The 26,124-nt window shown below is 55.4% G+C and carries 25 protein-coding genes; 9 read left to right on the top strand and 16 right to left on the bottom strand.

Annotated features, from left to right (window positions below):
• Positions 1 to 63: 63 nt before the first annotated feature.
• The 4 genes from ACWWD9_RS04955 to pstB all read left to right on the top strand — a co-directional run bounded on the left by ACWWD9_RS04955 (position 64) and on the right by pstB (position 3,884).
• Positions 64 to 1,068, top strand: a complete 1,005-nt coding sequence (locus ACWWD9_RS04955; protein ID WP_013442644.1) for a PstS family phosphate ABC transporter substrate-binding protein — start codon at positions 64 to 66, stop codon at positions 1,066 to 1,068.
• Between the two features lie 86 nt (positions 1,069 to 1,154).
• The gene (pstC, locus tag ACWWD9_RS04950; protein ID WP_049821897.1) at positions 1,155 to 2,102 is read left to right on the top strand and encodes a phosphate ABC transporter permease subunit PstC; all 948 of its coding nucleotides are present in this window, start codon (positions 1,155 to 1,157) and stop codon (positions 2,100 to 2,102) included.
• A gap of 3 nt (positions 2,103 to 2,105) precedes the next feature.
• Positions 2,106 to 3,044: a phosphate ABC transporter permease PstA gene (gene pstA, locus ACWWD9_RS04945; RefSeq protein WP_013442646.1), complete on the top strand. Its 939-nt coding sequence runs from the start codon at positions 2,106 to 2,108 to the stop codon at positions 3,042 to 3,044.
• Positions 3,045 to 3,104: 60 nt separating this feature from the next.
• Entirely contained in the window at positions 3,105 to 3,884 is a 780-nt protein-coding gene (gene pstB / locus ACWWD9_RS04940; protein WP_013442647.1) for a phosphate ABC transporter ATP-binding protein PstB, read from the top strand.
• Between the two features lie 89 nt (positions 3,885 to 3,973).
• On the opposite strand, the gene ACWWD9_RS04935 is transcribed toward pstB, so the two are convergent.
• Positions 3,974 to 5,227 (bottom strand): D-amino acid dehydrogenase, encoded by a 1,254-nt coding sequence (locus ACWWD9_RS04935; RefSeq protein WP_455867913.1) that lies wholly within the window; start codon positions 5,225 to 5,227, stop codon positions 3,974 to 3,976.
• A 117-nt stretch (positions 5,228 to 5,344) separates the two neighbouring features.
• A complete protein-coding gene (locus ACWWD9_RS04930; protein ID WP_041362244.1) occupies positions 5,345 to 6,499 on the bottom strand; it encodes a glycosyltransferase in 1,155 nt (384 codons plus the stop codon).
• Between the two features lie 130 nt (positions 6,500 to 6,629).
• Between ACWWD9_RS04930 and ACWWD9_RS04925 the strand changes: the two genes are divergently transcribed.
• Positions 6,630 to 7,331, top strand: a complete 702-nt coding sequence (locus tag ACWWD9_RS04925) for a hypothetical protein (protein WP_455867912.1) — start codon at positions 6,630 to 6,632, stop codon at positions 7,329 to 7,331.
• A gap of 31 nt (positions 7,332 to 7,362) precedes the next feature.
• Here ACWWD9_RS04925 and ACWWD9_RS04920 read toward each other — a convergent pair whose 3' ends face one another.
• The gene (locus tag ACWWD9_RS04920; protein ID WP_455867911.1) at positions 7,363 to 7,731 is read right to left on the bottom strand and encodes a diacylglycerol kinase; all 369 of its coding nucleotides are present in this window, start codon (positions 7,729 to 7,731) and stop codon (positions 7,363 to 7,365) included.
• Positions 7,732 to 7,878: 147 nt separating this feature from the next.
• Here ACWWD9_RS04920 and ACWWD9_RS04915 point away from each other — a divergent pair, with 147 nt between their 5' ends.
• Entirely contained in the window at positions 7,879 to 8,727 is an 849-nt protein-coding gene (locus tag ACWWD9_RS04915; protein WP_455867910.1) for a zinc dependent phospholipase C family protein, read from the top strand.
• 32 nt (positions 8,728 to 8,759) lie between these two features.
• On the opposite strand, the gene ACWWD9_RS04910 is transcribed toward ACWWD9_RS04915, so the two are convergent.
• Positions 8,760 to 9,197 carry a hypothetical protein gene (locus tag ACWWD9_RS04910; protein WP_015830482.1) on the bottom strand — a complete coding sequence of 146 codons (438 nt, stop codon included), beginning with the start codon at positions 9,195 to 9,197 and terminating at the stop codon, positions 8,760 to 8,762.
• A 170-nt stretch (positions 9,198 to 9,367) separates the two neighbouring features.
• On the opposite strand from ACWWD9_RS04910, the gene ACWWD9_RS04905 reads away from it, so the two are divergent.
• Entirely contained in the window at positions 9,368 to 10,381 is a 1,014-nt protein-coding gene (locus ACWWD9_RS04905) for an AraC-like ligand-binding domain-containing protein (protein ID WP_455867909.1), read from the top strand.
• Between the two features lie 41 nt (positions 10,382 to 10,422).
• Here ACWWD9_RS04905 and ACWWD9_RS04900 read toward each other — a convergent pair whose 3' ends face one another.
• The 5 genes from ACWWD9_RS04900 to ACWWD9_RS04880 all read right to left on the bottom strand — a co-directional run bounded on the left by ACWWD9_RS04900 (position 10,423) and on the right by ACWWD9_RS04880 (position 16,100).
• Complete coding sequence (locus ACWWD9_RS04900) at positions 10,423 to 10,956, bottom strand: phosphatase PAP2 family protein (protein ID WP_015830484.1); 534 nt, start codon at positions 10,954 to 10,956, stop codon at positions 10,423 to 10,425.
• A 202-nt stretch (positions 10,957 to 11,158) separates the two neighbouring features.
• Positions 11,159 to 12,517 carry a phosphoglucosamine mutase gene (glmM, locus tag ACWWD9_RS04895; RefSeq protein ID WP_455867908.1) on the bottom strand — a complete coding sequence of 453 codons (1,359 nt, stop codon included), beginning with the start codon at positions 12,515 to 12,517 and terminating at the stop codon, positions 11,159 to 11,161.
• A gap of 105 nt (positions 12,518 to 12,622) precedes the next feature.
• A complete protein-coding gene (gene folP, locus ACWWD9_RS04890; protein ID WP_455867907.1) occupies positions 12,623 to 13,444 on the bottom strand; it encodes a dihydropteroate synthase in 822 nt (273 codons plus the stop codon).
• A 64-nt stretch (positions 13,445 to 13,508) separates the two neighbouring features.
• A complete protein-coding gene (gene ftsH / locus ACWWD9_RS04885; RefSeq protein ID WP_455867906.1) occupies positions 13,509 to 15,404 on the bottom strand; it encodes an ATP-dependent zinc metalloprotease FtsH in 1,896 nt (631 codons plus the stop codon).
• A gap of 72 nt (positions 15,405 to 15,476) precedes the next feature.
• On the bottom strand, positions 15,477 to 16,100 hold the full coding sequence (locus ACWWD9_RS04880; protein WP_041362249.1) for an RlmE family RNA methyltransferase: 624 nt from the start codon (positions 16,098 to 16,100) through the stop codon (positions 15,477 to 15,479).
• 117 nt (positions 16,101 to 16,217) lie between these two features.
• On the opposite strand from ACWWD9_RS04880, the gene yhbY reads away from it, so the two are divergent.
• The gene (gene yhbY / locus ACWWD9_RS04875) at positions 16,218 to 16,511 is read left to right on the top strand and encodes a ribosome assembly RNA-binding protein YhbY (RefSeq protein WP_455867905.1); all 294 of its coding nucleotides are present in this window, start codon (positions 16,218 to 16,220) and stop codon (positions 16,509 to 16,511) included.
• 25 nt (positions 16,512 to 16,536) lie between these two features.
• On the opposite strand, the gene ACWWD9_RS04870 is transcribed toward yhbY, so the two are convergent.
• From ACWWD9_RS04870 to ACWWD9_RS04845, 6 genes are all read right to left on the bottom strand, one after another.
• Complete coding sequence (locus tag ACWWD9_RS04870) at positions 16,537 to 16,989, bottom strand: DUF4149 domain-containing protein (RefSeq protein WP_013442661.1); 453 nt, start codon at positions 16,987 to 16,989, stop codon at positions 16,537 to 16,539.
• 16 nt (positions 16,990 to 17,005) lie between these two features.
• Entirely contained in the window at positions 17,006 to 17,482 is a 477-nt protein-coding gene (gene greA / locus ACWWD9_RS04865) for a transcription elongation factor GreA (protein ID WP_455867904.1), read from the bottom strand.
• Positions 17,483 to 17,567: 85 nt separating this feature from the next.
• Positions 17,568 to 20,777: a carbamoyl-phosphate synthase large subunit gene (gene carB, locus ACWWD9_RS04860; protein ID WP_015830490.1), complete on the bottom strand. Its 3,210-nt coding sequence runs from the start codon at positions 20,775 to 20,777 to the stop codon at positions 17,568 to 17,570.
• Between the two features lie 78 nt (positions 20,778 to 20,855).
• Entirely contained in the window at positions 20,856 to 21,971 is a 1,116-nt protein-coding gene (carA, locus tag ACWWD9_RS04855; RefSeq protein WP_369750486.1) for a glutamine-hydrolyzing carbamoyl-phosphate synthase small subunit, read from the bottom strand.
• A gap of 247 nt (positions 21,972 to 22,218) precedes the next feature.
• The gene (gene dapB / locus ACWWD9_RS04850; RefSeq protein WP_455867903.1) at positions 22,219 to 23,025 is read right to left on the bottom strand and encodes a 4-hydroxy-tetrahydrodipicolinate reductase; all 807 of its coding nucleotides are present in this window, start codon (positions 23,023 to 23,025) and stop codon (positions 22,219 to 22,221) included.
• An 85-nt stretch (positions 23,026 to 23,110) separates the two neighbouring features.
• Entirely contained in the window at positions 23,111 to 23,950 is an 840-nt protein-coding gene (locus ACWWD9_RS04845) for an outer membrane protein assembly factor BamE (RefSeq protein ID WP_455867902.1), read from the bottom strand.
• Between the two features lie 92 nt (positions 23,951 to 24,042).
• Here ACWWD9_RS04845 and fur point away from each other — a divergent pair, with 92 nt between their 5' ends.
• Positions 24,043 to 24,465, top strand: coding sequence for a ferric iron uptake transcriptional regulator (gene fur / locus ACWWD9_RS04840; protein WP_013442667.1), 423 nt, complete (start codon positions 24,043 to 24,045; stop codon positions 24,463 to 24,465).
• A 3-nt stretch (positions 24,466 to 24,468) separates the two neighbouring features.
• Here the strand turns inward: fur and recN are convergent, their stop codons facing one another.
• A complete protein-coding gene (gene recN, locus ACWWD9_RS04835) occupies positions 24,469 to 26,124 on the bottom strand; it encodes a DNA repair protein RecN (protein WP_455867901.1) in 1,656 nt (551 codons plus the stop codon).

Here is a 26,124-nt window from a genome sequence, read left to right as displayed (position 1 = left end):
TGTACCCCCGCTCTCGGAAGCTGACGTCTGCAGCGCGGATTTTATTCACACCATGGAGGTTATATGCAATCGAAGTTTGTACAAAGCATGGGTCTGGCGGCTGTTGTCGCATCTCTGTTCGCTATCCCCACTGCTCACGCAGCTGAAAAGATCGTCAAGATCGACGGCTCCAGCACGGTTTATCCGATTACCGAAGCGGTCGCTGAAGAATTCCAGAAAGCTAAAAAAGGCGCCATCAAGGTTACCGTGGGTATTTCCGGTACTGGCGGCGGTTTCAAGAAGTTCTGCCGTGGTGAGACTGATATTTCCGAAGCTTCCCGCCCTATCCTGAAGAAGGAAATGGACGCCTGTAAGGAAGCTGGCATTCAATACATCGAACTGCCTGTGGCATATGACGCATTGACCGTGGTTGTGAATCCAAAGAATGACTGGATCAAAAGCATTACCGTGGAAGAGCTGAACAAGATGTGGGCACCTGCTGCACAAGGCAGCGTCAAGACCTGGAAGCAAGTGAATGCCACTTGGCCAGACAAGCCTCTGAAGCTGTTCGGCCCAGGTGCTGACTCGGGTACATTCGACTACTTTACCGAAGCTGTGGTTGGCAAGGCCAAGTCCAGCCGTGGTGACTTTACTGCCTCTGAAGATGACAACGTTCTGGTACAAGGTGTATCCAGCGACATCGGCGGCCTGGGTTACTTTGGTTATGCTTACTTTGACGAAAACCGCGACAAACTGCGCGCTGTGCCTATCGTTGCCAAGACTGGCGCTCCAGCTGTCAGCCCATCTCCTGAAACGGTGATGAACGGCACTTACCAGCCATTGTCCCGCCCGCTGTTCATCTATGTGAACGCAACGGCTGGCGCTTTCAAGCCTGAAGTCAAAGAGTTCATCAACTTCTACCTTGCCAATGCTGCTGCCCTGACCAAGGAAGTGAAGTACGTTCCCCTGCCAGCCAGCGAGTACGCTGCCGTGGTTGAACACTGGAAGTCTCTGAAGCCAGGTACTGGCTTTGGTGGTGTGCCAGAAGTAGGCGTGAAGATTCCTGAACTGCTGAGCCGCATCAAGTAATGGCTTGCGACATCGGGCGGCATTATTGCCTGCCCGATGTCGCATCCCTCCCTTCAATTCCGTTACAATGCACGGGTCTAAATCAAGTGAACACGGCTACTCAAGTGCTACCAAATCAGACTGAACTGAAAATCAGTGCACGTTTGGCAAAAAACGTCCGCAGACATTTTGTTGAACGCGTGATTGAATTCCTTCTTATGCTGGCTGCCATGTCGGCAGTAGCAACCACTCTGGCGATTGTCGCCATTCTGCTTTACGAATCCTTAAGCTTTTTTGAACATGTTTCCATTATTGACTTCCTGACGGATACCCAATGGACGCCACTGTTTGAAGATGCGCACTACGGCATTCTGCCTCTGGTTTCCGGCACCCTCACCACCTCGGCCATTGCCTTGCTGGTGGCGATTCCGATTGGCACCGTTGGCGCCATTTACCTGTCCGAGTTTGCATCGCACAAGACACGCGAAACCGTCAAACCTATCCTGGAACTGCTGGTTGGCGTGCCAACCGTGGTATTTGGCTACTTTGCGCTGCTGTTCGTGACACCGTTGCTGCAAAAATTCATCCCCGGCCTGCCTGGCTTCAATATGTTGGGCCCAGGTATCGTGATGGGCATCATGATCGTGCCTTATATCAGCTCGGTCGCTGAAGATGCCATGCGTGCCGTACCAATGAGCATGCGTGAAGGTTCGTACGCCATGGGCGCCACGCGCTTTCAGACTGCCATTCGTGTGGTAACACCGGCTGCGATTTCCGGCATTATCGCCGCTTACATTCTGGGTATTTCCCGTGCGGTGGGTGAGACGATGGTAGTAGCACTTGCGGCTGGCCAGCAACCTAACCTGACCTTTAACCCGATGGAAAGCGCATCCACCATCACGGCTTACATCGTGCAGGTTGCCATGGGCGATTTGCCCCACGGCAGCATTGGTTACCAGAGTATTTTTGCTGCAGGTCTGGTGCTGATGCTAATGACCCTGATCTTCAATATTCTGGGCCACCTTACCCGCAAGAAATTCAGAGAGACTTATTAAGCCATGAGTAACCAAGCATCCGTACTGGACAATCTGGAAGAAGTGCGGGCGATGATTCGCCGGCACAAATTCAATGACTACGTATTCTCGATTATCGGCCTGATCGCGCTGATGATCGGCCTCCTCACCCTGTTGACGCTGTTTGTCGACCTGGTGATGGATGGTTACCCACGCTTCACGTTTGAGTTCCTCTCCGAATACCCTTCACGCCGCGCAGCCCATGCCGGCCTGTTGTCGGCCTGGATAGGTTCGCTGCTGGTGATGATCGTGACCTTTCTTTCCGCCGTGCCGATGGGTGTGGCAGCGGGTCTCTATCTGGAAGAATATGCCCCCAAGAACTGGTTCTCTGACCTGATCGAAATCAACGTGACCAACCTGGCGGGTGTACCTTCGATTGTGTATGGTTTGCTGGCACTGGGTCTGTTTGTTTACATCCTGGACCTGGGGCAAAGCATACTGACCGCTGGCCTGACATTAGGTCTGCTGATCCTGCCAGTTGTGATTGTGGCAACACGTGAGGCCGTGCGTGGCATTCCTGTTGCGATTCGCGAAGCAGCCTACGCAGTGGGCGCCACCAAATGGCAAGTCGTGCTGCATCATGTGCTGCACTACTCCTTCGGCGGCATCCTGACCGGCGTGATTATCGGCATGGCTCGCGCACTGGGTGAAACAGCGCCTCTGATTACGATTGGTGCACTGACGTTTATTGCCTTCCTGCCACCATCACCGATTACGGATACGCCACCCTTCCTCAATTTTGAGTGGCTGAGCTCGGGCTTTACCGTGATGCCGATCCAGATGTTCAACTGGCTGTCCCGCCCTGACCATGCATTCCACATGAATGCAGCGGCCACCGGCGCGCTCATCATCGTAGTTACCCTGCTGATGAATGGCACTGCAATCTGGCTGCGCTACCGCATCCGCAAGAATATCAAGTGGTAATCGGGACATTCCCCGCTTACTGGCTGAACAGACTAATTTAAGAATCAGGAAACTAATCAAATGGTGACAACCTCAACTCCGATTAAAGCTGAATCGCGCGATCTGAATTTCTACTACAACGGTGGTCACAAGGCGCTCAAGGGCATCACCATGCCGCTGTATGAGAAGAAGATCACCGCCCTGATCGGCCCATCCGGCTGTGGCAAATCGACGTTCCTGCGCTGCTTCAACCGCATGCATGATCTATACCCTGGCAACCGTTATGACGGCCAGATCATCATGCATCCGGACAACACCAATGTACTGGCCAATGGCGTCGACCCGATTGAAGTGCGCATGCGCATCAGCATGGTGTTCCAGAAGCCTAACCCCTTCCCCAAGTCCATCTACGAAAACGTGGCTTACGGCCTGCGTGTACGCGGTGAAAACAACAAGCGCGTGGTGGATGACAAGGTAGAAGAAGCACTGAAAGGTGCCGCCCTGTGGGACGAAGTGAAAAACCGCCTGCACGATCTGGCATTCAACCTATCCGGTGGTCAGCAACAGCGTCTGTGCATTGCCCGCGCCCTGGCAACTGATCCTGAAATCATGCTGTTTGACGAGCCGACCTCTGCGCTGGACCCAATTGCGACGGCCAACATCGAAGAGCTGATGTCCGAGCTGCGCAACAAGCTGACGATTCTGGTGGTAACACACAACATGCAGCAAGCAGCCCGTGTGTCTGACTACACCGCTTATATGTACCTGGGTGAGTTGATCGAGTACGGCGATACCGACATGATCTTCACCCGCCCTACCCGCAAGGAAACAGAAGACTACATTACCGGCAAGTTCGGTTAATGCCATCCTCTGGTGGCCTGCCAAACAGGCCACTCTTGCAGTGAAAAAGCCCGGGGTAATCCCGGGCTTTTTCATGGGCGCTCACAGGCTCAAGACTGGTGGTAGCGCATGAGCGACAGGTCGTCATGGCGTATTTCCGTCGCCTGCCCGGAAACGAGGTGCGTCAGCAACTTAGCTGAACCGCAAGCCATGGTCCAGCCCAAAGTGCCATGGCCAGTGTTGAGAAAGAGGTTGGGGATATGCGTTGCGCCCACCAATGGCGTGCCGTCCGGCGTCATGGGGCGCAAACCGGCCCAGAAGCTCGCCTGGGCCGTATCACCTGCGCCGGGGAATAAATCCTGCACCACCATTTCCAGCGTGGCGCGGCGGCGTGCGCGCAAGCGCGTATCGTAACCGACCACTTCTGCCATGCCACCGACGCGTATGCGCTGCTCAAAGCGCGTCAGTGCAATCTTGTAGGTTTCGTCCAGAATGGTGGACTGCGGGGCAAGGCTGGCATCCAGAATGGGCAGTGTCAGCGAATACCCTTTCACCGGATATACCGGAATCCTGGCGATGTCCTTCAGCAGATCTGCACTGTAAACACCGGCAGCGAGCACGCAGGCATCCGCGCTGATCCGCCGCTGATGGGTATGCACGCTGGCAAAGCGCCCACCTTCCACCTCAATGGCGCGGACAGTGGCTGCGTATTCAAACTTCACCCCCAGGGACTCTGCCATGGCGGCAAGGCGGGTGGTAAACAGGTAACAATCGCCGGTTTCATCGTGCGGCAAGCGCAAACCGCCGGTTAAACGGCTGGCGTGTTGCAGCGCAGGTTCAACACCCGCAAGTTCGGCATTGGATAGAAGCTGGAATGGCACGCCAGCCTCATGCAGCACGGCGATATCGCGGCCAGCGGCATCCAGCTGCTGCTGGGTACGAAACACCTGCAAGGTGCCGAGCTGGCGGCCTTCATATGGAATCCCGGTATCGCGGCGCAAGGCATCGAGGCAATCGCGGCTATATTCCGCCAGCCGCACCATGCGCTCTTTGTTCTGCTGGTAATGGCGGGCATCGCAGTTGCGCCAGAGTTGCCACAGCCATTGGATCTGCGCCAGTGAGCCATCAGGTTTAAGTGCAAAGGGAGCATGCCGCATGAACATCCACTTCAAGGCTTTGAGTGGAACGCCGGGGGCTGCCCACGGCGAAGCGTAGCCCGGCGAAACCTGACCCGCATTGGCAAAACTGGTTTGCAAGGCGGGGCCCGCTTCACGCTCAAGCAGCGTGACCTGATGCCCGGCCTGCACCAGATAATAGGCGGTCGTTACCCCGATGACACCCCCGCCAATAACAATCACATGCATACCTAACCCCTGTGTAATCCTCACCCTGATTAGAGCAAGCTTAAGGGCTGGCGATCAATCTATTTTTGCATGTGGGTCGTCAGCGCCGCCCCAGCCGTTATAGGCAAGCTGCCAGTCTCAGGCCGAAATCAGCTGTTCGTAAAACTGCAGCATGCGTTCTGCCTGCGTGCGCGAGGTCCAGCGCTTGGCCGCATATTGCCGGGCGGACTCGCCCAGGCGCTTGCGCTTGACCTCGTCACTGAACAGGCAGCGTACTTTCTCGGCAAACACCTGTTCATCTTCCGGCGCAATCAAGGCGCCCTCGCCTTCGATCAGGATGGATTTGGTACCCAGCTCCGCCAACGCGACCACCGGCGTGCCTTGTGCCATGGCTTCCAGCAGCACCAGGCCCTGGGTTTCGGTTTTGGATGAAAATACAAAGACATCCGCCGCCCGATAGCAGGCATTGAGTTCTTTCTCACGATCCAGATAGCCGATGAACTGGATATTGTCCTGCAGGCCCAGCTGTTTGCTCATGGCATGCAAGCTATCCTCTGCCGGGCCTTCTCCGGCAATCACCAGCAAGGCATCGGGCTGTTGCTGACGCAGATGCGTGAGCATGCGGACCAGAAAGGCGATATTTTTCTCAAAGGCCACACGCCCCACAAACAGCGCGACCGGACGGCCCTGGGCGATGCCATATTTAGTGCGAAATGCTGCGCCATCGGCATCCGCAAAACTATGGGGTTGCAAACCGGTGGGTATCACCTCGGCCGTGCTGTTGATGCCATATTGGCGCAGTACATCCAGCATGGGCCGCGAAGGCGCCACAATGGCCTGCACCGCATTGCACTGCTGTCTCGACACCATGCGCGCCAGCCCTTTTGCCATGGCCTTGGGTATCCATGGCAGATAGTGATGCAGATAATCTTCAAAAAAAGTGTGGTAGGTTTCCACGCAAGGCACATCCAGCAAACGTCCCAGCTTCAGCCCCAGGTAGTGGGCCACAAATGGCGTGTGGATATGGATGAGGTCGTAATTCTCGGCGCGCAGTTCCATAAGCTTGTCCAGCGCGGCGCCATATTTCATCAGACGATCTTCCGGATCAAAATAAATGGTACGCGCGGGGATACGGCGTATCCAGTGCTCATCTTCCGTTTGCACGCCATAATCCGGGGCGATCAGATGCACCTCATGACCCAGTTCCTGCAACTGCCCGACAAAGGTCCGGATGGACGTCGACACCCCATTGATACGGGGAAAATACACATCGGAAATAAATAAAATCTTCACATCTGCCTCTCGCAACACGCATATAACGCTTTGTTGGCAAGATACAGAGGATTTATGACGCTTATGTGAATTGCAATGCAGACGTCATATTGCATGTTTATAATGCAGCCGCTTATCAGGGAATTCCAACATGAAACGACTCCGCCCCTTGCTAGCAGTGCTGCTGGTGTTACCGCTAGCCGCCCACGCAGCCCGCCCCATGATCACCGACGATGCGCGCGTCGTGGACCCGCGCAGCTGTCAGCTGGAAACCTGGACCAAACATAATGCCAACAGTGACGAATACTGGGCGCTGCCAGGCTGCAATGTCGGCGAGAACCTGGAGCTGACCTATGGCGGCGCCCTGACCCGCGCAGATGGCGACTCCAATACCACGGATGTCATTCTGCAGGCCAAAACCCTTTTTCGCCCGCTCACAACCAACAATTACGGCATCGGTCTGGTGGTGGGGCATGCGCGTCATCCCAGTGTGGATGAGAAATCCAGCATGCTGGGCGATGCCTATGCGTATATGCCTGCCAGTTTCTCACTGGCAAATGATGCGCTGATACTGCATGTGAATCTGGGCTGGCTGCATGAAAAAGCCGAGCACCAGAACAAGCTGACCTGGGGAGTGGGGTCAGAAACGCGGTTGAACGAACGATTGCAGGCCATCGCGGAAGTATTTGGGGATGACCGTGAGCACCCTTTTTATCAGGTAGGCTTGCGCTATTGGCTGGTGCGAGAGCGTGTGCAGATAGACACGACGTATGGTAACCGCATGGACCAGGGCAATGAGGATCGCTGGCTCAGCGTGGGCCTGCGGTTATTAAGCCCCCAGCTCTGGCATTAATTCAGCCAGACAGCCGGGAGAGTTGAAGCGTTTAGCCTAGCAGAATCAGCAGCCAGACCACGGCGAGATTGATCAGGCTGATCAGTACCGCCGCACTGCCGATATCCTTGGCGCGCTTGGCAAGCATGTGGTTTTCGAGGGAGATGCGATCCACCGTGGCTTCGATGGACGAATTGAGCAGCTCGACAATCACAACCAGCAACACACTGGCGATCATGGCAGCCTTGGCAATGCCACTCTCGCCCAGATACAGGGCCAGCGGCACCAGGACAATGGTCATCAGCACTTCCTGACGGAAGGCATCTTCATTGGTGTAGGCGGCCTTCAGCCCGGCCATGGAGTAGCCGAATGCATTGGTCAGGCGGCGTAATCCGGTTTTTCCCTTGTATGGACTTTCCATGTTGCTTTCCTTAGCGAGCGATCATCAATGATGCGTAACAGACATCAGCGCGGCAGTATAGCAAACCCGAACGCCCGCAAAGGCCTGTCACAATAAAATCATATAATTGTCACAAGGCCATCATGCCCTGAAGCGACATTAGGCAGCATGAAAAGGCACGCAAATCTTGGTAAGGTCTTCTGGCTTTTGCCCCTGGTTTTGCAATCACAGGATGCCAATGCCTGGGGTCTGGTGACCCACCTGTATTTCGCCCACTCCCTGCTCTGGGCCATGCCCTTGCTTGACCCGCGTCTGCGTCAGGCCATACAACGTTTTCCCGAGCTGGTCATGGCCGGTGCCTGCCTGCCTGATCTGTCGCTAGTGTCTCCTACCTTTAGAGAAACCCACCAGTGGCGCCATGCCTATGGGCTGCTGAGCCGCGCCCGCACCGATGAAGAAACCGCCATCGCGATCGGCTATGCCAGCCACCTGTATGTGGATGTCATCGCGCACAATCACTTTGTACCGGCGCACGAAGCCATGTGGATGGAAAACAGCATGATGACGCACATTGCCTCGGAATGGGCGATGGACGCCCACCTGGCACCCTTGATGGCCCATACGCCGGGCAAACTGCTTGATTGCCACGCCAACGCGCTGGCCGCCTTTATTTCCCCCAGCTTTGGCTGTGAGCCACAGCATACCGAGAAAGCCTTGCGGCGACTGGGCAAGGCAGACAGGTTGCTGCGATTTTCAAGGCTGCCAGGCATGATCTACCGCAGCATGCGCATGCTGGATAGACGCGTGTTCAAGCACTTTGTGTATTACATCGCCAAGACCCAAACGGCGATTCAGGATATCCATATCGTGCTGCAAGGCATACAGCCGCATTGGGAGGCCGAGCTGCGCCACCTGGATGCAGCGCAGCTGAATGCATGGCGCGCCGCCTGCCGGCAGCATCTGGAACATCTGCACCCTGCTCCCATCACGTATTTCAGCAAACTGGCCGGGGATTAATCCAGCCATCATCGCTGCACCCAGGGAGCAGACTACTCCTTAAAGGTAGATCGCAATACCAGCACCGCTGCTTTGCCGAAGCCATAACTGGTGGTCAATACACTGGCTAGCAGGTAAACGGTGAATATCATCGGTGGCGGCTGATTAGGATTATCCAGCACCGGAAAAATCGCCATCAGCAAAAACAGGCTGGAATTGGTAAATGCTCCCACCACCATGGCCCAGCGCACAGTCCATGGCAAGCTGACGCGCGCTGCGTATACGCCCAGTATCAGCGCCGTCATCAGCAGAAAATCAATATGCGCCTGCAACAGCCGCGTAAACTTCCCGGCAAAGATCGCTTTCAGCGGGTCTACGCCAAAATTCAAGCCGACCATGCACCAGGCCAGCAAAAGGGCCATCAATAGCCAAAGGCAGGCGCCCCGGAGCAATACGATATTGCCGGCATGTCGTGCATCTTGTTGTTGCATGATGTATCTCGTCCCTGTGCTGTTTTAGATAGCGCAAAGTGTAATCAAGCTTGTTGCGGCATACTTTGCTGCAAAGGATGCAAAACTTGACTGCAACGGTGGTATGGCAATTTACAGACATGCGGAGCATGCTTACCATCTACAGAACATCAACAGGATGAGGTCGCCGAGTGAAACCGCATGACGCTGAGACAGAGAGCCTGCAACCGCCAACGGCCATCCATTTGTCCACCGAGGATATCTCGCCCTGGCACAGGCATGAGTGGCTAAAAGAGATCATCGGCCGGGAATATGCCCATGTTGACATCACCCCACCACGCAATGTGCCGCTGCTGAATGAGATGGACATTTACACCTGGAAGCAACTGCGGCTGTCCTGCATTCGCTCCAATGCCATCAAGCTGAAACGCCTGCCGCAAGAGCCCCTGCTTTCCAGTCAGGATGCCTACTTCGGCGTGGTCCTGCTTTCCGGCGAATACATGCTGGAACAAGCAGGGCGCGAAGTGTTCCTGAGTCCCGGTGACATGACGATTTACGATGCGACCAGGCCACACCGTATCACCTGCCCGGGCAGCTTTTCCAAGCTGATCATTTCCATCCCCAGAGAATTAATGCGGCAAAAGCTGGCGGGCGTTGAACATTGTACCGCCATAAAAATCCCGGGAAGCAAGGGCATAGGTGCCGTGGCCGCCGACTTCATGCGTGCCAGCGCAAGTCAGGCAACGGGCATGTCGCAGCTGGCATTTGATGCGCTCTCGGATAATGCGCTCGATCTGTTTACCCTGGCCTTGCAGGAAATAAGGCCACCCGCCAGCCAGCTATCGCGCAGTCGCTCACTCTCGCTTTACAACATCAAATCCTGCGTGGAAAAACACTTGGCCCATCCGCAGCTGGATAGCCAGATGATCGCGCAGGCCACCGGGCTGTCTTCCCGCTATATCAACGAATTGCTGGCGGCAGAAGAGACCTCGCTCATGCGCTATGTATGGGAGCGGCGGCTGGAAAAAACGCATCAGGATGTTCTTGGCGCCCGCCAGACGGGATTGGCAGTTTCCGACATTGCGATGAAATGGGGCTTTAACGATTTATCGCATTTCAGCCGCGCATTCAAACGAAAGTACGGTGTATCACCCCGAGCACTCAAGGCCCAGGCGCAAGCTGCAAAAGCAAAAAGCGACGCATGAGGCGCCGCTTTTTGTGCTTCAGTGTTGCGGTAAACGATGCGCTAAACGATAGCGATGGAGATCATCGCGATGGTGGCGCCAATCGCGGCACCAGCCAGTACATCGCTAGGGTAGTGCAAGCCCAATACCACGCGTGACAAGGCGACCATCAGCGTAAACGGCAACAGCAAGGGCATCAGCGCCGGGTAGTAGAACAGGCCCACCGTGCAAAACGCCACGGCATGCAGGGTATGTCCGGAAGGAAAGCTGAAGCGATCCAGCGGCTTGCCGGTCAACCAGATATCCTGATGCACTTCATAAGGACGTGGACGCAGGGTTTTGCCCTTGAGCCATTTGTATACGCAGGTACCTGTCAGCCCTGCCAGCGCCATGTGCAAGGCGGGCAGAATGCCATCTGCACCGTGACTCAAGACGATGCCCAGCATGACGGTGTACCAGAAAACACCATCGCCCAGCCGACTGACCAGGCGGAAAAAGAGTCGCACGCCCATAAAGCGCGAGGTGCGATTGGCTCGCACACACAGGCGACTATCCAGTTTGTTGAATCGGTCTATGACCAGATGCATTCTTTGCATGTTGACCTCCACTTCACCGAGGTTAATGATGATTTAACTTGGTTTTACGTGGGCAAGCATGTCATGCAAGTATGACGGGATGATGACGGTAAATGCGTTGACCATCACCAGTGATGAATGAAAGACGATGCAGCGCTGGCTGAGGCAGCGCCGGCAACAAGCCGACACGCAGCATCACTGCATGTCGGCCAGGCCATGTCTATCAGGCTAACTGGGCTTGTACTACAGCGGCGATCTGCTCGGCCAGACGCTGCACCAGCGCACCGTCTTCGCCTTCCACCATCACGCGGATTTTGGGTTCGGTACCCGATGGGCGCAACAGCACGCGGCCGCGCCCTTGCAATTGCTGCTCGGCATCTGCCACGGCTTGCTGGATGGCAGGCTGTGCCGCCAGATCCACCTTGCCGGCGACCTTGACATTGATCAGCACCTGCGGATACAGCGTCAGGCCTGCGCCTAGTGTATCCAGACTGCAGCCAGCGGTACGCATGGCATGCAGCACCTGCAAGGCGGCAATGATGCCGTCACCGCTGCTATGCTTGTCCAGGCAGAGGATATGGCCGGAGTTTTCGCCGCCCAGTTGCCAATCCTGCTCATTCAGCAGTTCCAGCACATAGCGGTCGCCGACCTTGGCGCGCAGGAAAGGAATATCGGCCTTTGCCAGGGCATGTTCCAGCGCCAGATTGGTCATCAGCGTGCCTACCACGCCCCCGTCCAGACGGCCGCGCTGCTTGCGCTGCTTGGCAATGATATACAGCAACTGGTCACCATCCAGCAGACGGCCCTGGCTGTCCACCATCACCACCCGGTCGCCATCGCCATCAAACGCGATGCCCAGATCCGCCTTGTGCTCAATCACCGCACGGCACAAGGCTTGCGGGTGGGTAGAACCACAGTCGAGATTGATGTTAAGGCCATCTGGCTGATAGCCGATGGTGACAATTTCGGCCCCCAGCTCGTGAAACACGGGCGGGGCGACGTGATAGGTCGCGCCATTGGCACAATCCAGCACTATGCGCAGACCGCGCAAATCCAGCGCCGCAGGGAAGGTGCTCTTGCAGAATTCAATATAGCGGCCCGCAGCATCGGTGATGCGCTTGGCTTTGCCCAGACCGGCCGATGGCATCACCTGCAATGGCTGATCCAGCGCCGCTTCAATCGCCAGCTCAACCTCATCCGGCAGCTTGGTGCCCTCGGCGGAGAAAAACTTGATGCCATTGTCTTCAAAGGGATTATGCGAGGCCGAGATCACAATGCCCGCCTGCGCGCGCAAGGCACGGGTCAGATACGCCACAGCTGGCGTTGGCATGGGGCCGGTCAGCAATACATCCACGCCCGCAGCAGACAAACCGGCTTGCAAGGCGGACTCCAGCATGTAACCGGAAATCCGCGTGTCTTTACCGATCAATACGGTCGGATGGGCATCCTTTGCCAGGTGACTATCGAGGCCAGTCAGCACCCGTCCAGCGGCATAGCCCAATCGCATGACAAAATCCGGCGTGATGGGGGCATCCCCTACACGACCACGTATGCCATCGGTACCAAAATATTTTCTTGTCATTCCCTAAACTTTCAAAAAACCTGACGCATGTAAAACGTCATCGTGAAGCATGCTTTGCAACTAATACCTGTCAGCCACAGCTGAAACATGATCCAGGGCATCAGTCTAGCGGACGGCTGCCACCACTTTCAGAGCTTCCGCGGTGGCTTTGACATCATGCACCCGCACAATGGCAGCACCTTTCATGGTGGCAATCACGGAGGCAGCGAGACTGGCATACAGACGGGAGTCGACATCCTCACCTGTAATTTTGCCCAGCACAGATTTGCGCGAAAGACCAACCAGCAAAGGATAGCCCAGCGCCTGCAATACCGGTAATTGCTGCAGCAGGGCAATATTATGCACAGTACGCTTGCCGAAACCAAAGCCCGGATCCAGCGTGATGCGCTCGGCTGCTATCCCGGCTGCCTGAGCCGCCTGCAAGCGGCTTTGCAGAAAACCGGCGACCTCAGCCACCACATCCTCATATTGCGGTTCCAGTTGCATGGTCTGCGGCGTGCCTTGCATATGCATGAGGCAAACGCCAACATTGCTTGCCGCCACAATCTCGAGCGCATGTGGCTCCTGCAGGGCACGGACATCATTCACGATATCGGCGCCGGCGGCGATAGCGGCCCGCATGACTTCCGGCTTGTAGGTATCAATCGAAAGCGGCACATCCACGCGCTTTGCCAATTGCTCGATCACTGGCAACACGCGCTGCAGTTCATCCTCCAGCGAGACTGGCGTTGCCCCCGGGCGGGTGGATTCGCCGCCTATATCAAGGATGTCTGCCCCCTGCTCGACCAGTTCAATGGCATGCGCTACCGCGAGCTCGGTAGAGGAGTATTTGCCACCATCCGAAAAAGAGTCAGGCGTGACATTGACGATGCCCATGACATGGGGGCGCGAAAGATCCAGTTGGTAACGACCGCAGATAAATTTCATAAGCTAAAAAATAAGAAAGCCATATTCCACTTGCGAAGAATATGGCTTTGACAATGAAGGAAAACTATTCGGACTTGGCCGCAGGCTGTGGTGCAGGTGTTGCCGTTGGGCCAGAGCTGCCAGTATCACTGGTGGTATGGCGGTTCACCGTCGGCAATACCTTGGGTGGGCGTGGGGCATTGCCTGCCATGATGTCGTTGATCTGCTCGGCATCAATGGTTTCCCACTCCAGCAACGCGGCTGTCATGGCTTCCACCTTGTCGCGATTATCTTCCAGCAGCTTGCGTGCAACTGCATATTGCTCGTCGAGAATACGACGGATTTCAGCATCCACCTTTTGTTGCGTGGCTTCAGAAACCGTTTTGGCGGACATGCGGCCAAACATGGAATCCTGATCGTTATCCACGTACACCATGGTGCCCAGGGTATCGGACATACCGAAACGCGTCACCATGTCACGGGCCATCTTGGTGGCACGCTCAAAGTCATTCGACGCACCAGTGGACATCTGATGCATGAAGATTTCTTCTGCAATCCGGCCACCAAACAGGATGGAAATTTCTTCCAGCATCTTGTCCTTGTAGTTGCTGATGCGGTCATGCTCTGGCAGCTGCCAGGTCAAACCCAGCGCCCAGCCACGCGGCATGATGGTGACTTTGTGCACGGGGTCAGCCTTGGGCAGCAGCTTGGCTACCACCGCATGGCCGGACTCGTGATAAGCGGTGTTGCGACGCTCTTCTTCACGCATGACCATAGACTTGCGTTCGGGACCCATGAAAATCTTGTCCTTGGCATCTTCAAAGTCCTGCATATCTACCGTGCGCTTGTTACGGCGAGCGGCAAACAAGGCAGCTTCGTTCACCAGATTGGCAAGATCCGCACCGGAGAAACCAGGGGTACCACGGGCAAGAATATCGGCCTTCACATCCGCATCAATCGGCACCTTGCGCATATGCACCAGCAGGATCTGCTCGCGACCACGAATATCCGGCAGCCCCACCATGACCTGACGGTCAAAGCGGCCTGGACGCAGCAATGCCTTGTCCAGCACATCCGCACGGTTGGTCGCGGCAATCACGATCACGCCCGAGTTAGGCTCAAAGCCATCCATCTCGACCAGCATCTGGTTAAGTGTCTGCTCGCGCTCATCGTTACCACCGCCGGTACCGGCGCCACGATGACGACCTACGGCATCAATTTCATCAATAAAGATGATGCAGGGAGCAGCTTTCTTGGCTTGCTCAAACATATCACGCACACGTGCCGCACCTACACCGACAAACATCTCAACGAAATCGGAACCGGAGATGGTGAAGAATGGTACTTTGGCTTCACCGGCAATCGCCTTGGCCAGCAAGGTTTTACCAGTACCAGGAGGGCCCACCATCAATACGCCACGGGGAATACGGCCGCCCAGTTTCTGGAACTTGGTAGGATCACGCAGGAACTCAACCAGCTCGGAAACTTCTTCCTTGGCTTCATCGCAACCTGCGACATCGGCGAAGGTGGTCTGGTTGGAGGCCTCATCCAGCTGGCGCGCCTTGCTCTTGCCGAAAGAGAAAGCACCGCCTTTGCCGCCGCCTTGCATCTGGCGCATGAAGAACACCCAGACGCCAATTAGCAGCAGCATGGGGAACCATGACACGAAAATATTCATGAGCAACGATGGCTCTTCATCCGGCTTGGCTTCAACGGTGACGTTATTCTTCAGCAGATCGGACACCAGCCATGGATCAGAAGGCGCATAAGTATTGAATTTGCGGCCTTCGTTGGTGACACCGCGCAATACGCGGCCTTCAATCGTCACTTTGGCAATCTGGCCCTGTTTAACCTGGTCGATGAATTGCGAGTAGACAACCTGACTGTCTGCAGTGGTCTTGGAGCCAAACTGGTTGAAGACAGTCATTAGCACCAGGGCGACAATCACCCAAATTGCAATATTCTTGACGATGTTGTTCAAAATCACATCCTTAACTAATAAAGGCAGCAAACTTCATTCTAAACCTATTTTGATCGCTTGCGCAGGCGCCAATCAATCGGCTTTGCGCTTCAATCCGAGCAAATAGACTTCACTGCTACGATCACGAGAGGCCTTTGGTTTTCGGGTCACCACCTTATCGAAACCGAGTCGCATGGTTTTCATGATCTCGTCAAACCCCGAACCGATAAAAACTTTGACCAGAAAATTACCCCCCGGTTTCAGCCATTTCAGGCTGAATTCCAGAGCAAGTTCCGTCAAATAAGCCGCATTCGCCTGATCGACAGAACTTATACCGGATATATTTGGGGCCATGTCGGCAATTACAAGGTCTATGGGACGATTATTTAATTTTTCTTCCAGTTGCAACAGCACAGCGTCTTCACGAAAATCGCCCTGGATAAAGTCCACACCCGGAATTGCCGCCATTTCAAGCAAGTCCAGCGCAATGATGCGGCCCTGCCCTTTCAAACGCTGCACCGCCACTTGTGACCAGCTGCCAGGGGTCGCCCCGAGGTCAACGATGGTCATGCCAGGCTTGATCAGCTGATCCTTGTCATCGATTTCCATGAGCTTGTAGGCCGCGCGTGCCCGATAACCGTCACGTTGTGCCCGTTTCACGAACTCGTCGTTGACATGTTCCTGCATCCAGCCCTTGCTGGTTCTGGTTCTTTTCATGGTGTAAGCATAGTACTTCTTGGTAGGAATGATGGCATGTGATAGACTGCGGGCCTTTTTGAATCAAAGGGATACCCTCTGGATGGAGCGTGTATTCCGCCAACATCACGAGATGATATGCCTGAACTGAACTCCAAACAAATTAGCCATCTGCGCGCATTGGGTCACAACCTGAACCCGGTTGTGATGATAGGCAACAATGGCCTGACTGACACCGTCCTCAAGGAAATCGAAGTCAGCCTCAAGGCGCATGAGTTGATCAAGATCAAGGTATTCGGGGATGATCGGGCAGCCCGCGTCAGCATGCTGCAAGAAATCTGCGAAAAAACCAATGCCACCGCCATCCATCATATCGGCAAGCAACTGGTGATCTATCGCCAGGGCGAAAATCCGAAAATCAGCTTCGCCTGATTAGCCGAAACACAAAGGCCGGGGATTACTCTCTGGCCTTCAACACCAGTACCAGGCCCAGCAGACTTTCAATCAGGTAAGCAATACTGGCAATGCCGTGCCATGCTTTGAAACGGCTGGCAAAAATGCTGTGCATGACATCTGCCGGCATGGCTTGCGCCTTCAATTGGGCAATCAGCGGCTGGATACCAAAGTGGCCGAACAGGGTCAGTATCAGCATCACAACCACCGCCCAGAAAAAACCTTGCTTGAGCGCAGTGGTACCAAAGTTCGCCAGGCGATGAATCAACAGATAAAACGCACTGCCCACCCCGATGTAAGCCACCAGTGTGAACATTTTGCCAGCAAGGCTACCTGCCAGCTGACGATCAGATAAGGCGCTGAATAGCGTAGGGGCTACAAGATAGCCGACTGCCCATAAGGCGCCTACCCACAGGGTAATCACCAGTAATGCAAGCTTGTCTGACCAGGCACCCATCTAGCGCTCCCGCCCCTTAAATGTATTGAACATCCAGCACTTCGTAAGAGCGCAAACCACCAGGTGCCATCACTTCAGCAACATCGCCTGCGGTCTTGCCGATCAAACCACGTGCAATGGGGGAACCAATGGAAATCTTGCCCTTCTTGATATCCGCTTCGTCATCACCCACGATCTGGTAGGTGGATACATCGCCGTTATCCAGGTCTTCCAGTTCTACGGTAGCGCCAAATACGCAACGACCTTCCGCATTCAGCGTCTTGGGATCAATAACCATGGCGTTCGACAGCTTGGCTTCGATCTCGGCAATACGACCTTCAATAAAGCTTTGACGCTCTTTGGCGGCATCGTATTCCGCATTTTCCGACAAATCGCCCTGGGCACGCGCTTCGGCAATTGCCTGAATCACATTGGGACGGTCAACGCTGCGAAGGCGTTGCAACTCCTGCTTGAGCAGTTCCGCGCCGTTTACTGTAATTGGGATTTGATTCATATTCTTTTCTCTACCATTGCAAACTATAAAACAAAAACCACACCTTCAGCCTGGAGGCGAAGGCGTGGTTTTGTGTAGGTCTATATTATGACTGAGTAAGCTGCTGATGCAAGCTTTGCAAGGACTGTACTTCCAGTTCCTGCATATGCGCCATGCCGATACACGCAGCCTTGGCACCGGCCAGGGTGGTGTAATACGTTACCTTTTGCTGCAAGGCACTGCGACGAATTTCATAGGAATCCGCCACGGCTTTTTTGTCTTCCGTCACATTGACAATAAAACTGATCTCGCCGTTCTTGATCATGTCGACAATATGCGGACGACCTTCGGCCACCTTGTTGACGGGAGTGACTTTGAGGCCAGCGTCAGCCAGCGCTGCCGCAGAACCCTTAGTCGCCACCAGTTGAAAGCCGAGGTTTGCCAGTGAGCGTGCAATCTCGATGACCTTCTCACGGTCTTCGCGACGCACGCTGATGAAGGCCTTGCCCGCTTTGGGCAACTTGGTGCCGGAACCCAGCTGGGATTTCACAAACGCCTCGGCAAAGGTCTTGCCTACGCCCATGACCTCACCCGTCGACTTCATTTCCGGGCCAAGGATGGTATCGACGCCAGGGAACTTGATGAAGGGGAATACCGCTTCCTTAACGGAGTAATACGGCGGCACGATTTCCTTGGTGACACCTTGCTGCTTGAGGGTCACGCCCGTCATGCAGCGCGCAGCCACTTTGGCGAGTTGCAAGCCACAGGCCTTGGAGACGAAAGGCACGGTACGCGAAGCACGTGGATTCACCTCCAGCACATAAACCACATCGCCTTGAATCGCGAACTGCACATTCATCAGGCCGACCACGCCAAGAGCCTTGGCCATCTGCACGGTCTGCACGCGCAGTTCATCCTGCATCGCCTGGGTCAGGCTGTAAGGCGGCAGCGAACAGGCGGAGTCACCAGAATGCACGCCTGCCTGCTCAATGTGCTCCATGATGCCGCCGATGATCACATCTTCACCATCCGACAGCGCGTCCACGTCCACTTCCAATGCATCGTTCAGGAAGCGATCCAGCAATACGGGGGATTCATTGGAAACTTTAACGGCTTCGCGCATATAGCGCTCAAGTTGCGCCTGCTCATGCACGATTTCCATGGCACGGCCGCCCAGCACATAGGATGGACGCACAACCAATGGGTAACCAATTTCCTGCGCCAGACGAATGGCTTCTTCCGGTGTACGTGCAGTGCGGTTAGGCGGCTGCTTGAGGCCCAGTTCCTGCAGCATTTGCTGGAAGCGCTCACGGTCTTCAGCACGGTCAATGGCGTCAGGGCTGGTGCCGATAATCGGCACACCGGCTTTTTCCAGATCACGTGCCAGCTTCAGTGGTGTCTGGCCACCATATTGCACGATCACGCCAACCGGTTTTTCCAGTGCCACGATTTCCAGCACATCTTCCAGCGTCAGCGGCTCGAAATACAAACGATCAGAGGTGTCATAGTCGGTAGAAACGGTTTCCGGATTACAGTTGACCATGATGGTCTCGTAACCATCTTCACGCATGGCAAACGCCGCGTGCACACAGCAGTAATCAAACTCGATGCCTTGACCGATACGGTTAGGACCGCCACCCAGCACCATGATTTTCTTGTTGCTGGTCGGTTGCGCTTCGCACTCATCTTCATACGTCGAGTACATGTAAGCGGTATCAGTCGCGAATTCGGCAGCGCAAGTATCCACGCGCTTGTAGACCGGGCGCACATTGAGTGCCTGGCGATAGGCACGCACCGCGTGCTGATCGGTGCCCAGCAACTTGGCAAGGCGACGGTCAGAGAAGCCGCGGCGCTTGAGCTGGAACAGCAGATTCTTGTCCAGATCCGCCAGGCCCTTGCCCTTCAGTGCCTCTTCGCGCGCGATCAGATCGGCAATCTGCACCAGGAACCACTTATCAATCTTGGAAAGCTGATGCACCTGCTCTACGGTCATGCCAGCACGGAATGCATCGCCCACATACCAGATGCGCTCAGGACCAGGCTCGCCCAGCTCCTTGTTGATCTGGTCTGTATCGGTTGTTTTTTCGTCCAGGCCATCAACACCTACTTCCAGGCCGCGCAGGGCTTTCTGGAAAGACTCCTGGAAGGTACGGCCAATGGCCATGACTTCACCAACAGACTTCATTTGCGTCGTCAGACGTGAATCGGCCTGCGGGAATTTCTCAAAGGCAAAACGGGGGATCTTGGTGACAACGTAGTCAATCGAGGGCTCAAACGAGGCTGGAGTCGCGCCACCGGTGATTTCATTGCGCAGTTCGTCGAGCGTGAAACCCACCGCCAGCTTGGCAGCCACTTTCGCAATCGGGAAGCCCGTTGCCTTGGAGGCCAAGGCAGAGGAGCGCGATACGCGTGGGTTCATTTCGATGACGATCATGCGACCGTCGTCAGGATTGATGGCGAACTGTACGTTGGAGCCGCCAGTGTCTACACCAATTTCGCGCAATACCGCCAGCGAGGCGTTACGCATGATCTGGTATTCTTTATCAGTCAACGTTTGCGCTGGTGCCACGGTGATGGAGTCACCCGTGTGCACGCCCATAGGGTCCAGGTTTTCGATGGAGCAGATGATGATGCAGTTGTCCTTGCTGTCGCGGACCACTTCCATCTCGTACTCTTTCCAGCCCAGCAGCGATTCTTCAATCAGCAGCTCGCTCGTAGGCGATGCCTCAAGACCGCGTTCACATATGGCAAGAAACTCTTCTTTGTTATAAGCAATACCACCGCCGCTGCCGCCCATGGTGAACGATGGACGAATGATCGCTGGGTAGCCAATACTGGCTTGTACCTGCAATGCCTCTTCCAGACTATGGGCAACCGATGAACGCGCAGAGCCCAGACCGATCTTGGTCATGGCTGTCTTGAATTTCTCGCGGTCTTCCGCCTTGTCGATCGCTTCTTTTGAAGCGCCAATCAGCTCAACATTGTATTTTTCCAGCACGCCATGTTTGGCCAGATCCAAGGCACAGTTCAAGGCCGTTTGCCCACCCATTGTCGGCAGCAAGGCATCCGGACGCTCAATGGCAATGATCTTTTCCACCATTTTCCAGGTGACGGGCTCGATATACGTCGCATCCGCCATTTCCGGGTCGGTCATGATGGTGGCAGGATTCGAGTTCACCAGAATGACGCGGTAACCCTCTTCACGCAAAGCCTTGCAAGCCTGAGCGCCAGAGTAGTCGAACTCGCAAGCCTGGCCGATCACGATCGGGCCAGCGCCTATGATGAGGATGGATTTGATGTCTGTACGTTTTGCCATATGTTCTTTAAACCGCTGGTGAGCGCCGAAACCCACCACTGCACGCCGGTTTCTGGCATGCGTGGCGCAGCCCGGCGGTTAATTTGTTTTTTGCTTTTCCATCATGTTGATGAATCGATCAAACAGGTAGGACATTTCCACAGGGCCCGGGCTTGCTTCCGGGTGCCCCTGGAAACTGAATGCTGGCTTGTCAGTACGGGCAATGCCCTGCAGACTGCCATCAAACAGTGATACATGCGTAGCCCGCAGGTTAGCCGGCAGCGAGCTGGCATCCACCGCAAAGCCGTGATTCTGGCTGGTAATGAATACGCGCTGGTCGTCGGCATCCTGCACAGGATGGTTGGCGCCATGATGGCCAAACTTCATCTTCAAGGTACGCGCACCACTCGCCAAAGCCAGCAACTGGTGGCCAAGGCAGATGCCGAACGTGGGCACACCACGATCAACGACGGTACGGATAGCCTCAATCGCATAATCGCAAGGCTCAGGATCACCAGGGCCATTGGAAAGGAAAATACCGTCAGGATTCAGAGCCAAAGCATCTTCTGCAGAAGCCTGTGCTGGCAACACCGTCACCTTGCAACCGCGGGCCGTCAGCATGCGCAGGATATTGCGCTTGACGCCATAGTCGAACGCGACCACATGGTAACGGCTGGCCTCAGGCTTGGCATACCCCGAACCCAGCACCCACTCCCCCTCATCAAAGGTATAAGACTGGGTACAGCTGACTACCTTGGCGAGGTCCATGCCAGCAAGGCCAGGGAAAGCACGTGCCAATTCAATCGCCTTGGCTTCATCAGCCTCGCCGGTAATAATGCAACCAGCCTGGGCGCCTTTTTCACGCAGAATGCGTGTCAGTTTGCGGGTATCAATATCGGCAATCGCCACCACATTATTGGCAGCCAGATAATCGGAAAGTGTTTGTTGACTGCGCCAGCAGCTATCCGTCAAAGGAAGGTCGCGGATGATCAATCCACTGGCATATACCTGACCGGACTCGACATCTTCGGTATTAACACCGACGTTGCCGATATGCGGATAAGTCAGGGTGACGATCTGCTTGGTGTAGGAAGGATCAGTGAGGATTTCCTGATAGCCCGTAATGGAAGTGTTGAACACCACCTCGCCAACCGTATGGCCTTGGGCACCAATCGAAATACCACGAAACACAGTTCCATCAGCAAGAACCAACATGGCTGGTGTGTGTTGCGGCACGTTCTAACCCCTTGTTTTTCAATGTTGACGCTAAGATAACAGCGGATGTGCAAAGCGGGACAAGTTCGAACTTATCCCGCCTGTAAAGTTTCAAGATTATAGCCTAAAAGGCTACTCTCTTCAACGCGACCTTTCACTTCAACATGAATTAGCAGCTTCTTGCAGTGGGCTTGCTCAAACCCGGTCAACACTGCGCAAAAAGAGGCAATACGTGCGCGGTGCCTGCTTACTTGAGCGACAAGACATCCCGCATATCAAACAAGCCGCTACTGCGCCCCGTCAGAAATTTGGCTGCGCGCAACGCACCCAGCGCAAAGGTGGCGCGACTGCTCGCCTTGTGCGTCAGCTCCACACGCTCCCCGATACCGGCGAACAATACGGTGTGATCACCAACCACATCACCGCCACGCACGGTGGCGAACCCAATGGTGCTGGGATCCCGCTCGCCTGTCACGCCTTCCCGGCCATACACCGCACAACTCGCGAGATCGCGCCCCAACGCCTCGGCCGCGGCTTCGCCCAGCCTCAAGGCCGTGCCAGACGGCGCATCCACCTTGTGTCTATGGTGTGCCTCGATAACTTCAATGTCGTAACCTTCGGACAGCACCTTGGCTGCCTCCTTGACCAGATTGATCAGCAGCGTCACGCCCACGCTCATATTGGGAGCAAATACCACCGCGATATCCGCCGAAGCCGCTTCAATCTGCTGTTTTTGCTCAGGTGTAAATCCGGTCGTGCCAATCACCATGGCAACCCCTGCCTGACGGCAAGCTTGCAAATACTGCAAGCTGGGCTCAGGACGCGAAAAGTCCACCAGCACATCTGCCCCGGCCAATGCTGCCGCAATATCGTGACTGATCAGCACACCGGTTTTACGGCCGAATTGTTCGCCTGCGTCACGCCCCAACTGAGGACTGTCCGAGCGGTCAAGAGCGGCATGCAATTGCAAAGCCTCATCGGCAAACACCCCTTCAAGCAGGGCATAGCCCATACGCCCACTGCAACCCGCGATCACTACATTCAGTTTTTTCATGACATCCTCACAAAACAAAACAGACCTCCCGTCGGAGGTCTGCCCAAATTACACATTAATGCCGCCACGCTAGTGGCGAAGCGTATTAGAAACCAATCTTTTCCAGCATGCGCTCAAAGTAGCCAGGGTCTTCTTCTGGCGGCAAATCCTCTTCAGGCGCAGGCTTGGAAGCTGCTGCTGGAGCCGCCTTGGCAGGTGCAGACTTGGCAGCAGGCGCTGAAGTCGCATTGCCCGAGGCCGCCGGGGCAGCCTGCTTGGCAGGGGCAGCCTGAGTAGCGGCGGGAGCTGCTGCCGCTGGCTTGCTTGGCACTTGCTTGCTTGGCGCCGGTGCGGCAGCAGGTGCATCCTGCACTACCGCTGGTGCAATAGGCTCAGCCGGGTCACTTACATCGGATGGGCGGGCTGGCGACGAAGCAGGTGGATTGACCAGCATGGGGTCAAGCGCATCCTTGCTGGATGGCGTCTCGGCCACGGCGGGGGCAGTCGCAGCTGCAGCGCCAGCCGTGGCAGCTTCATCCGACTTCCAGAATTTCAGACGGTCCCACAAGCCTTTTTCTGGCTCCACTGAGCGACGCTGCAACTCAGGCACCGTGGGATCAACACCTGCCGGGATAGTATCGCCACGAACACGCTTCAGCTGTTCGTTCTCAAACTCAAGAATGACGCGACGCTGCTGAATGATCTTTCCATCCTTGCGATATTGATAGAAGTAATCCCAGCGATCGCCGTGAAAACTATCCTGCAAAAGCGGGGTCCCCATCACAAATCGCGCTTGCGATTTGCTCATGCCGGGCTTCAATTGCATCAACATTTTGGAGGTGACAATGTTGCCCTGCTGAATGTCCATGCGATAGGGCTTGAACGACGGAAATGCCGAACTGCAGGCGGCACATAAAAAGGTCAGTAAGAGAATTGTGTAGCGCATTACCATGACTTTGGCTGGAAATGGCGTTAATATACCATGACAGCCAGACGCCAGAACACCAACATCCCAAATACTAGTTGAGTACCGAAATCATGCGTGAACCCGATGAATTAAAAAATGCCGGACTGAAGGCGACCCTGCCGAGACTGAAGGTGTTGAGCCTGTTCGAAAACAGCAAAGACCGTCACTTGTCCGCAGAAGATGTTTACAAGATATTACTGTCCACTGGTGAAGATGTAGGCCTCGCCACCGTCTACCGCGTGCTTACCCAGTTTGAGCAGGCTGGCCTGCTGATCCGCCATCACTTTGAAAGCGGCAAGGCCGTGTTTGAACTGAATCAGGGCGGTCACCACGACCACATCGTCTGTATCAAGTGTGGCCGTGTAGAAGAGTTTTTTGATGAAGAAATTGAAAAGCGTCAGAAAATGGCCGCCACCGAACGCGGTTTTACCATTCAGGACCATTCCTTGTACATCTATGGCGTCTGCACCAAACAGCCCTGCCAACCCAAGTAATTGCTAGGCTTTAGCCAGCATCTCGGCCGCGTGCTGCAAGGTGGTTTCGGTAATATCCACGCCACCCAGCATGCGCGCCACTTCACTGATACGTTCATTCGCACTCAAAGGATCAATCCGGCTCAGGGTTAATCCATCCTGCTGACGCTTGCTCACGCGCAGGTGTTGCTGCCCCTGGGCGGCGACCTGTGGAAGATGGGTAATCACCAGCACCTGACGTTCCTGCCCCAGCTGCTTCAGTAACTGGCCGACTATTTCCGCCACCCCACCGCCAATACCGACATCCACTTCGTCAAAAATCATGGTGGGAATATCGCCTTGTTGCGCAGTCACCACGCGAATGGCAAGGCTGATACGTGACAATTCACCGCCAGATGCCACTTTGCTTAATGGCCTTGGCGCCGTACCGGCGTGCCCGGCGACCAGAAACTCCACCTGCTCCAACCCCTGCGCAGATGCCTGCTGCTCAGCAAGCGCCACCTCGAAGCGTCCGCCAGAAAGCGACAGCCGCTGCATTTCGTTACTGATCAATGCGGACAGACGTTGCGCCGCCACCTGACGTTCCTTGCTCAAGCGCTGAGCCAGGTCATGATAAGACTGCCACGCGGCCTTTTCCTGCTGCGCCAGCTGACCATCATCGACCATCAATTCAAGCTCGGCCATGCGCTGCTGCCATTGCGCCATCAGATCGGTCAACTCTTCCGGCCGGACGCGATGTTTGCGCGCCATGCCGTGCAAGGCCTGAATGCGCGACTCCACCTCGGCCAGGCGTTCAGGATCCAGCTCGGTACGCTGCAAATAGCGATTCAATGATCGGTCAGTTTCTTCCAGCTGAATGATGGCGGAATCCAGCGTATCGGCCGCTTCCTTCAGGGTTTCATCCAGCTCGACCAGCGCCTGCAATTTATGCTGCAATGCGCTGAGTTGCGGCATGACGGAATATTCACCTTCACTCAATATCTGCCGACACGCCTCCCCGCCAGCAATAAGGCCAGCACCATTGGATAGCCGTGCATGCTCCTGCTGCAAGGGCTCCCACTCATCGGCCACCGGCGCAAGTTGGCCAAGCTCGCGGAGCTGATCACGCAGCTCCGCCAGTTCATCAGCATAAGCTGCGGCATTGTGCTCGGCCGCCAGGCGCCGCTCATGCAAGGCATGCCATGCATGAAAGTGCTGTGCGACATCTGCCGCCAAGGCCGATTGCCCGGCATACAGATCCAGGGTCTGGCGCTGATAACTGGTCTTGAGCAGCGAATGATGGGCATGCTGGCTGTAAATATCGACCAGAAATTCGCCCGCCTCACGCAATTGCTGCACGGTTGCCGGCATGCCGCCAATAAAAGCCTTGGAGCGACCATCGGCATAAATCACACGGCGCAACAACAGCTGCTGGTCATCCGACGGCAGCTCATGTTCATCCAGCCATTGCTGCAAATCAGGCAAACCCGCAATGTCAAAACTGGCGCTGATATCGGCGCGATCACACCCACTACGGGTCACGCCACCCTCGCCTCTTGCACCAAGTGCCAGAGAGAGCGCATCAATCAGGATGGATTTGCCCGCACCGGTTTCGCCGGTCAATACGGTAAAGCCGCGATCAAACTCGAGGTTGAGTTGATCGACAATGACGAAGTCGCGGATAGTGAGTGTCTGTAACAT

The sequence above is a fragment of the Methylovorus sp. SPW-M1 genome, assembly GCF_053848825.1.
The sequence above is the reverse complement of the archived record's forward strand: the minus strand, read 5'-3'. Positions and strand labels throughout refer to the sequence as shown.